This window comes from Candidatus Atribacteria bacterium (assembly GCA_011056645.1).
GTDB lineage: Bacteria > Atribacterota > Phoenicimicrobiia > Phoenicimicrobiales > Phoenicimicrobiaceae > Sediminicultor > Sediminicultor quartus.
Window position 1 is genome coordinate 59056 of the sequence record DSEL01000185.1, and the last position, 8528, is coordinate 67583.

At 33.4% G+C, this 8528-nt stretch carries 7 protein-coding genes; 2 read left to right on the forward strand and 5 right to left on the reverse strand.

Annotation, left to right across the window (positions count from 1 at the left end):
• Positions 1 to 6 precede the first annotated feature (6 nt).
• Complete coding sequence (locus tag ENO17_08770) at positions 7 to 1506, reverse strand: sugar ABC transporter ATP-binding protein (protein HER25125.1); 1500 nt, start codon at positions 1504 to 1506, stop codon at positions 7 to 9.
• A gap of 105 nt (positions 1507 to 1611) precedes the next feature.
• The gene (gene rhaS / locus ENO17_08775; GenBank protein HER25126.1) at positions 1612 to 2619 is read right to left on the reverse strand and encodes a rhamnose ABC transporter substrate-binding protein; all 1008 of its coding nucleotides are present in this window, start codon (positions 2617 to 2619) and stop codon (positions 1612 to 1614) included.
• A 191-nt stretch (positions 2620 to 2810) separates the two neighbouring features.
• On the opposite strand from rhaS, the gene ENO17_08780 reads away from it, so the two are divergent.
• Positions 2811 to 3575 carry a DeoR/GlpR transcriptional regulator gene (locus ENO17_08780; GenBank protein HER25127.1) on the forward strand — a complete coding sequence of 255 codons (765 nt, stop codon included), beginning with the start codon at positions 2811 to 2813 and terminating at the stop codon, positions 3573 to 3575.
• 29 nt (positions 3576 to 3604) lie between these two features.
• Here ENO17_08780 and ENO17_08785 read toward each other — a convergent pair whose 3' ends face one another.
• From ENO17_08785 to ENO17_08795, 3 genes are all read right to left on the reverse strand, one after another.
• A complete protein-coding gene (locus tag ENO17_08785) occupies positions 3605 to 4249 on the reverse strand; it encodes a transposase (GenBank protein ID HER25128.1) in 645 nt (214 codons plus the stop codon).
• A 114-nt stretch (positions 4250 to 4363) separates the two neighbouring features.
• Entirely contained in the window at positions 4364 to 5665 is a 1302-nt protein-coding gene (gene ftsZ, locus ENO17_08790) for a cell division protein FtsZ (protein ID HER25129.1), read from the reverse strand.
• Positions 5631 to 6437 (reverse strand): ParA family protein, encoded by an 807-nt coding sequence (locus tag ENO17_08795; protein HER25130.1) that lies wholly within the window; start codon positions 6435 to 6437, stop codon positions 5631 to 5633. The genes ftsZ and ENO17_08795 overlap by 35 nt, the downstream gene beginning before the upstream one ends.
• A gap of 431 nt (positions 6438 to 6868) precedes the next feature.
• On the opposite strand from ENO17_08795, the gene ENO17_08800 reads away from it, so the two are divergent.
• Positions 6869 to 8528: long-chain fatty acid--CoA ligase (locus ENO17_08800; protein HER25131.1), on the forward strand; the 1660-nt coding region annotated here is incomplete at its 3' end.

An 8528-nucleotide genomic window follows, 5' to 3' on the forward strand; every position in this document is an offset into this window, starting at 1 on the left:
ATTCCTTCACTTTGAAATACTCCCGGTTGCAGCTTTAATTATCTTTTCAGAATTTGCTTCTTCGCGAGTAAATTTAGCAGTGATAACTCCTTCATGCATTACTATAATATTATTAGACATACCGAGAATCTCAGGAAGTTCAGAGGAAACAAGAATTACTGCAATCCCTTGCTTTGCAAGTTCAGAAATAAAATTGTGTACAGTAGCTTTGGTTGCTACATCAATTCCTTTGGTTGGCTCATCCATAATTAATATTCTTGGCTTGGTGGCAATCCATTTAGCTAAAACTACCTTCTGTTGATTACCTCCTGAGAGGTCTTCTACCAACTGTTCCCAACCTGAAGCTTTTATTTCTATATTTTTTCCATATTCATCAGTAATTTCAAATTCCCTATTACGATCTAAAAAAATATGTCTACTTATTCTATCTATTATCGGCAAAGTAATATTTTCCCTAATATTCATAGCTAAAATAGCACCTTGTATCTGTCGGTCTTCGGGGAGATAAGCAAGACTATGATTCATTGCATCTGAAGGATTGGTAATACTAATTTTTTCGCCATTTATAAAAACTTCACCTGAGGTCTTGGTATCAATTCCAAAAATGGTCTGCATTACTTCTGATCTCCCTGCTCCCACTAATCCAAAAAATCCCAATATCTCGCCTTTATGCAAGTTAAAAGATATGTTTTTAAATACACCTATCTTGGTAAGATTTTCGACCTTCAGGATAATGTCACCTTTCTCTGCCTCTATTTTCGGATACATTTGTTCAAGACTGCGTCCAATTACCATCTGGATAATTTTATCTACGGTAATATCCGCCATTCTTCCTTCTCCGACATATTTCCCATCTCTCAACACTGTAAAATAATCCGCAATTTCAAAAACCTCTTCAAATTTATGAGAAATAAAGATGATGGTTTTTCCTTCTGATTTCAATTTTCTAATAATTTTATATAAATATTCAACTTCTTTAAGAGTAAGTGCAGAGGTTGGTTCATCCATAATGACTATTTTTGCGTTGAGTGAGAGTGCTTTGGCAATTTCCACCATATGCCTTTGAGCAATACTTAAATTTTTTACTTTAGTATCAGGATGGATATCCAATTCAAGTTTATCGAGAAGTTTCTGGGTTTCACTCTTCATTTCTTTCCAAGAAAGCAGACCGTTAGATTTATTTCTAATATGATGACCCATGAAGATATTTTCGGCAATAGAAAGTTCCAGGAACATTGTAGCTTCCTGGTGTATAGCAGATATCCCAGCCTGTTGTGAGATTTGGGGAGATGGAAATTGGGTAGGTTTATTGTTAAGAATAATAGTACCAGCGGTAGGTTGATACACACCGGCTAAAATCTTTACTAGCGTAGATTTTCCAGCCCCATTTTCACCTATGAGAGCATGAACTTCTCCGGTTCTTACTTGAAAATCTACCCCATCAAGTGCTTTAACTCCATAAAAATATTTTTTAATCCCCTTCATTTCAAGAATACAGCTCTTCATTGAACTAAAATCTCTCTTCTTTATTTTAAGGTATTTAACAAATAAAGCGGGATATAATTAATCCCGCTTTATCCAACAGATTTTTTTAATTCAAAGAGTAAACCATTAGTAAATCTCAGCAAATTTATCTATATTATCTTTTTCAAAAATAAATGGTTCACTCATTACAGCAACATTATCCGGGCCTATCTTAATTTCTCCCATTCTGCCAACTTTCATTACTTCACCCTCTTTGCCCTGGAATTCACCCTTAACTAATTTGTAGGCGATATAAGTGGATGAATATCCTAAATCAATGGGGTTCCAGAGAGACATTTGTCGGCAAGTACCATTTTTAATATATTGTTTCATTTCAGAGGGTAAACCAAGACCGGTTAGTTCAATTTTCCCTGATTTTCCAGCATCCTCTAATGCCTTTCCAGTAGCCGCGATACCAACAGTTGTAGGTGAAATAATCCCTCTTAAATCAGGATAAGATTTAAATAACCCCGTTGCTTCCCGATAACTCTTGTCAGAAAGGTCATCACCATATACTACAGCTACCAGTTTCATATCTTTATAAGCAGGCTCCTTTAATTCCTCTTTCATCCATTCAATCCATTCATTTTGATTGGTAGCCTGGGAAGAAGCACTCAAAACAGCAATCTCACCCTTATAGTCAATTAAATTTGCCAACATTTTTACCTGGCTTCTACCAATAAACTCACTGCTGGATGGTGCTAAATGCAGTATTCGTCCTTCTGGTGCAACTCCTGAATCGAAGGAAATTACTGTAATCCCGCTCTTCATTGCCCGTTGACAAACAGGAACCAGGGCATCTACATCGTTTGCTGAAATGACAATTGCATTTACTTTTTGAGCAATAAGCGAGTCAATAATTTCTATCTGACCCTCTGCAGTTGGTGTGGTAGGTCCCTGAAAAATAAATTCAATTCCTCCAAGTTCTTTAGCTGCTTCCAAACCTCCATCTCTACAAGCTTCAAAAAAGGCATTCCCCAAGTTTTTAACTAACATAGCAATTCTAACATTTTCTTGTGCCCCTGCAAAAGAAACCACAGATAAGAGAAAAACTGCAATTAAAACCATGGTCAGTATAAATTTTTGCTTTTTCATTTTATTTACCTCCTTTTTTAATATAATGAAAACTATTTGATAATATATTATCAAGTTATTATCTTTATGTCAAGAAATTTTATCATGATATCTTCAATTATTGACTTTGTTTTCATCATATAATATAATAAAAACGATAAAATGTTGTAAATAAAATTGAGCAAAAATCACTAAATAGGTGGAAATGGTTTATGGGCAAGGCAGAACGTCTCGAAAAAATGTTAGATTTAATCCAAAATAGTAATTTTATCTCCCCGGTGCAGCTTGCTGAAAAAATGAATGTATCGCTGGTAACTATTAGAAGAGATCTTAAAAAATTAGCTGATCAAAGATCTATAATAAAGGAATACAACACCATTAAAATAGCTCGAGATTACGATAAAAGATTTCATGAAAGGCTTAATACTAATCTCGAACAAAAAAGAATAATAGCAGAATTAGCTAAAAGATTTGTGCAGCCAGGAGATACTATTTTTTTAGATACCAGCACAACTTGCTACGAGTTTGCTCGTACCTTGGCACTCTCCTCTCATAATCTACATATTATCACCAATAATATTTACATGGCAGTTGAATTAATGAGTATTTATAAGATAGATTTGGTTCTTGTGGGAGGGAATATAAGACATGGATACTTCTCAACGATCGGTCCACTCGCAGAACAAATGTTGTCAAATATAAAAGTTACTAAATTCTTCTTCTCCTGCACAATGTTAGATACCCGAGGTATTTATGAATCTAATGTCATGGAAGGGAACATTAAAGTAAAGATGTTCGAAAATTCCAGGCTTCATTATCTTTTAGTAGATTCCAGTAAATTTGACAAGGCATCAATCTTTCGCACCACCGGCATTGAAAATGTAGACTCAATAATTACAGATAAACCTTTGGCAAAAGAATACCTTGATAAATTAAAAGATAGAAAAGCGGAAGTTATTACTCCGAAAAATGATTAACTTTGAAAACAATTAGAAAAAGTTTTTTTCTATTCTTTTGGCGTTAATGCTACCTCTAATGGCAGCCTGTTGCTTGCATCAATTACCATTTTTACTTTAAATCCGAGAGCTACAAAGTTTTTAGTAATTAACTTTATCTTATTTTTATCTTTAGAAGATTTTTGTTTTTTATTGTACTTGCACTTTCTGCTGTTGCAATTGCAACTTATCTTTTTACCGTTATTAGAATATATAATAATATGTACTATGCTATTACTAAAATTAATTTTATTTATTACTGCGGCAGCGACCGCTTGAGCTATTAAACGGTGTAAGATCTTATAATAAACATCTTTCCCAATTCTTTTCCTAAAGGAAGAAAAAGTAGAATGCGCGGGGGATTTTAGAAAGTTATCAAAACCGCAAAGAACACAGAAACGCGAATCAAATTGTAAGCTCTCAGCTAATTTTCGATTTGATTTTACTTCATCCAGCCAAATTAAAAGTTGCGCTTTAAATAGAGACAAGGGATCATAAACCAATTCTCTACCGGTAGTGTACTTATCTTTGATTATGGGGTAAATAAAACCCCAGTCTATTGATTCAAAAATAATCTTTAAAGGATCATCTTTTTTAATTTTTTGATAAGCCTCATAAGTAGTAAAAGAAAGCTGTCGACCTTTTATCTTTTTCATAAGAATGATTACACCAAAATTTATTTTAAATGAGTGTAAGCTTATAAAAGTTTCCCAAAGGATCTTAATACCTTTGGGAAACTTTTATAGAAATAGGTTTATTGGCAATAGATTTTAAAATAAAGTCTTTTTCGGTTTTGAAGAATCGTTCGGTAAATTACTTTTCATCTTTTTCCTTAAAAAAGCAGGGATTTCTAAATCTTTATCATCAATTATTTGATCTTTAATTTTAAACTTATCTTCTAATTTCAGGTCATCTTTTTCTTTATAATTTTCTTTTAACACTTCTTTTTTGATCACTTCTTCTTTTTTTTCTTCCTCAACATTTTCTTCGCACTTGGTGGCAATGACAGATACTCTTATTTCGTCCTGCAATTCCTCATTAATAATTGCCCCAAAAACAATATTGGTATCTTGACCAACGGCTTTAGATATAATATCAACTATTTCGTTTACTTCAAATAAGCTCATATCTAAACCGCCGGTAACATTAATCAATAATGATTTTGCTCCTTTTATGGATACCTCTAGCAAAGGACTGGAAATAGCCATTTTTGCTGCAGCGGCTGCTTTCTTTTTTCCTTTACCTTGTCCAATACCCACTAAAGATAGCCCAGCATCTTTGGCTACAGTTCTTACATCAGCTAAATCTAAATTAATTAATCCGGGAATTGTAATCAGGTCAGCAATTGCCTGAACAGATTGACACAATACTTTATCGGTCATTCCGAAGGCATTTTTCATAGAAGTATCTTTGGAAATAATTTTTAATAAACGGTCATTGGAAATAGTAATCAAAGCATCTACTTCATTTTTTAATTCTTCTATTCCGGCTTCAGCTTGTAATTTTCTTTTTTTGCCTTCAAAAGCGAAAGGCTTAGTAACTACTCCTATGGTTAAAATACCGTGTTGTTTTGCTATTTTTGCTACCACTGAAGCTACTCCAGTTCCTGTTCCTCCTCCCATACCTGCTGTAATAAAAATTATATCCGCACTTTCCATAGCTTTAGAAATTTTATCTTTGTCTTCTTCCGCTGCTTTCTTGCCTAATTCCGGGTTACCTCCGGCACCTAAACCATTGGTAAGAGATTTACCAATTTGAATTTTTTGTCCGGCTTGAGAGAGAGATAGGGCTTGTAGATCTGTGTTTATGGCTATTAGATCAAGATTATTCATTCCTTGCAGGCTCATTTCCCTAATCGCGTTATTCCCTCCTCCTCCTATACCCACCACTTTGATATTTACGAATTTTTCTATTTCTTCTCGGGGAAGGTTTAGGGGCTTGTTTAAAAAATTATCATCTTCCTTGTTTTTAATATCAACCATTTCATTAATTCCCCTGGAGGTATCCCTTATCAATTCTTCTTTGTAATCTATTATTTTACTGAATCCCCGTACTAATCTCTTCTTTTTCAAAAGATATCACCTCTTGAGCTAATTTATAATAGTCAATAGCCCCATGAGAATTAGGACTATATTGTAAAGCTGGTACACCCTGACTGCTGGCTTCTACCAAAGCTATGTTTTTTCTTATTATCGTTTTAAATAACTTATCTTCAAAATACTGTTTTATTTCTCCAATAACTTCCTTGGCTAAATTACTTCTGGTATCGGCAATGGTAATTAAAATGTTTATTTTTAATGAATGGTTCAAATTTTTCCGCACGATCTCAGTTGTTTCAATAAATTCTTCTATCCCTCTAAGAGCAAAATAATGTGGCTGCATAGGAATAATAACTTCATCACATGCTTTTAAGGCGTTTACAGTAAGGATTCCCAAAGAAGGTGGGCAATCAATAAGAATATAATCAAAAGGCACTTCGCACTCTCTTATGCTAGCACTTAAAAAATCTTCTCTGCCTATTTGATCTATGAGTTTATATTCTGCACTGGCAAAGTCAATATTGGAAGGTGCTACAAATAAATTATTTCCGTTATTTACTTGTAGCTTTATGATTACCTCTTCTAATTTCAATTTATTTTTGGAACGATGGGGTTCTAATACATTTAATATCGTTTTAGACAAAGTATCCGGTTCAATACTCAATCCTAAAGTAGTATGAGCTTGGGGGTCTAAATCAACTAATAATACTTTTCTACCCAATGCTGCCAAACTTGCTCCCAAATTTATGGTAGTGGTGGTCTTTGCTACTCCGCCTTTTTGATTAGCAATAGATATTGTCCGCACGTACCCTATCTCCCTAAAATAATAAAGTGAATTTATTTTTAGCAGAATATTTCGATATAATTATATCATAGTTTTTTAAATATAGAAAAGAATTTATAAAAATAGCAAATATTCTTTCTTACTAATAAGCTTTTCAGTATTCTATTCTATATTATTTTATAAAATCCTTCTTTTTAAGAATTTTTTTTAAAATTATTTTTTAATAGATACTCGTTTAGCAAGGTAAACAAAAAATCAATAAAACAGATAGGTCACAATTCATTGTGCTCCGACAAAAGAAAATTAGTGTAACGGTGCCCTGTATCTTATTGAACTAACGATAAATTTATCATTTGACTTTTTTAAAATTTAAATATATACTTGGTATTAATAACTACTATTAATATTAACTCATAGTTGTTTAGTAAAGATTGTGGAAGGAGGATATTTTTATGGAATTAGTTACACTAAATGAAATGCTAAGAAACAGTGTAAGTCTTTATAGTGATAGAATTGCTTTTAAAGTAAAAAAAGATGGAAAATTTGCGCCTATTACTTATCAAGAATTTTATAAAAAAGTAGAAATTTTTGCCACAGGATTACTTGGTATTGGAATAGAAAAATTTGACCATGTAGGTCTGGTTAGTGATAATCGCTTTGAATGGATTATATCTGATATGGCAATTATAGGTTTAAGGGCGGTAGATATTCCCTGCAGTGGAGGCAGCTCTCCTCAGGATATTTATTTTAAACTAAACCATTCGGATTCTACCAGCGCTATACTGGAAGGAGAAACGCAACTTTCTAATTTCTATAAAATAGCCAAAGATATCCCCCAGATAAAAAATATCATCCTCTATGACAAGATTAAGATCTTCTCCGAAAAAGAAGCTTTCCCGGAATGGACTATTCCTATTAATTTTAAAGAACAAGAAGAAATAAGTAAAAAATTTAAATCTGAAATAGAACTATTAGCAAAAAACAACAATAAATATCTCTTCTTGTCATCTAAAGCCAAGATATTTTTAGAAAAATATCTTGATAAAAACATAGATAATCTTCTCAGGGAGGTGCACTTAAAAGACAAAGCCGATTCGGTAAAAAATAGCCTTATTAATAGAGCAGTAGTGATAGGCGGAGAATACAATAAAACTCATTCCCCTAAAATTTATTCCTTCGAAGGGGTAAATAAAATAGGTGAAAATTTATTAGCTCAGGGAGATGTTTCCTTTTCAGAGATAGCCAAAAGTGGTCAATCTAATGACCTAACAACCATTATCTATACCTCGGGAACTACTTCCGATCCAAAGGGTGTTATGTTAACTAATTCCAATTTTATGCATAATGTTATAAACGCTCCTATAGCCATTACTATCAATAAAGATGATAACTTTTTATCAGTCCTTCCTTCTTGGCATGTCTATGAACGAATAGTAGAGTATTGTGCTCTGCGGGTAGGTGCCTCAACTGCCTACAGTAAACCATTTAAACAGATCCTATTGCCGGATCTTAAAAATGAAAAACCAACGGTTATGTGCAGTGTACCTCGAATTTGGGAAAGTTTATATAAGGGAATTATAGATAAAATTAATAAAGGAAGCTCGCTGCAAAAAATTATATTTAACTGGGCTATTAATTTAGGAGAAGAATATAAAAATGCAGAAGGAATGCTCAACGGAAACTGGCCTTTATTTGATCGACTAGAGTATACCAGTGAAGAATTAGCTCAAGCCAGAAGTACAGTCAAAAGATTGAGGTGGAAATATCACCTCGCTGATAAATTAGTCTTTAAAAAGATTAGAGAGTTAACCGGAGGAAGATTTAGATTTGCCATCAGCGGGGGCGGAGCCCTTAATGAAACGACGGATAGATTTTTTAACATCATAGGTTTAATTATTACCGAAGGTTATGGACTAACCGAGACTTCTCCCATTCTCGCTGGTAGAACCAAAAAGGATAATATTATGTTTACCGTGGGTTCTCCCATCCCGGAAGTAGAAATAAAAATTGTCGATAAAGATAATCATAGTAAAGAAGTGGCTAATGGTGAAATGGGTATTGTGTTTGCCAAAGGCCCGATGGTTATGAAAGGCTATTACAAAAACGAGGAAA

What these genes read in the sequence shown, in the direction of transcription:
- ENO17_08770 (HER25125.1), bottom strand. Translation starts at nt 1,506, where the DNA reads ATGAAGAGCTGTATTCTTGAAATGAAGGGGATTAAAAAATATTTTTAT.
- rhaS (HER25126.1), bottom strand. Translation starts at nt 2,619, where the DNA reads ATGAAAAAGCAAAAATTTATACTGACCATGGTTTTAATTGCAGTTTTT.
- ENO17_08780 (HER25127.1), top strand. Translation starts at nt 2,811, where the DNA reads ATGGGCAAGGCAGAACGTCTCGAAAAAATGTTAGATTTAATCCAAAAT.
- ENO17_08785 (HER25128.1), bottom strand. Translation starts at nt 4,249, where the DNA reads ATGAAAAAGATAAAAGGTCGACAGCTTTCTTTTACTACTTATGAGGCT.